Here is a 213-nt window from a genome sequence, read left to right as displayed (position 1 = left end):
CAGCGCCTCCAGGTCGGGCCAGACGCTGTAGGTGCGCTCGGCGAGGACGCCCTCGCGTTCGTTGAGCACCTCGTAGAGGATCTGCACGCCCTGGTTGGGCAGGCCGACCTCGTAGGCGTCCGGGTACATCAGCGCCCAGCGGACGTCGCAGTCGTCCCAGTTCTTGACGGTCGAGTTGAGCTCGCCGCCCACGTACTGGATCGGCTTCTGCAC

At 67.1% G+C, this 213-nt stretch carries 1 pseudogene; it reads right to left on the bottom strand.

Annotation, left to right across the window (positions count from 1 at the left end):
• Window positions 1–213 (bottom strand): annotated as a pseudogene (locus C1I97_RS38770) (TIGR03960 family B12-binding radical SAM protein); the annotation flags it as partial.

It is taken from the genome of Streptomyces sp. NTH33, assembly GCF_003236365.1.
Classification (GTDB): Bacteria; Actinomycetota; Actinomycetes; order Streptomycetales; family Streptomycetaceae; genus Streptomyces.
The sequence above is the reverse complement of the archived record's forward strand: the minus strand, read 5'-3'. Positions and strand labels throughout refer to the sequence as shown.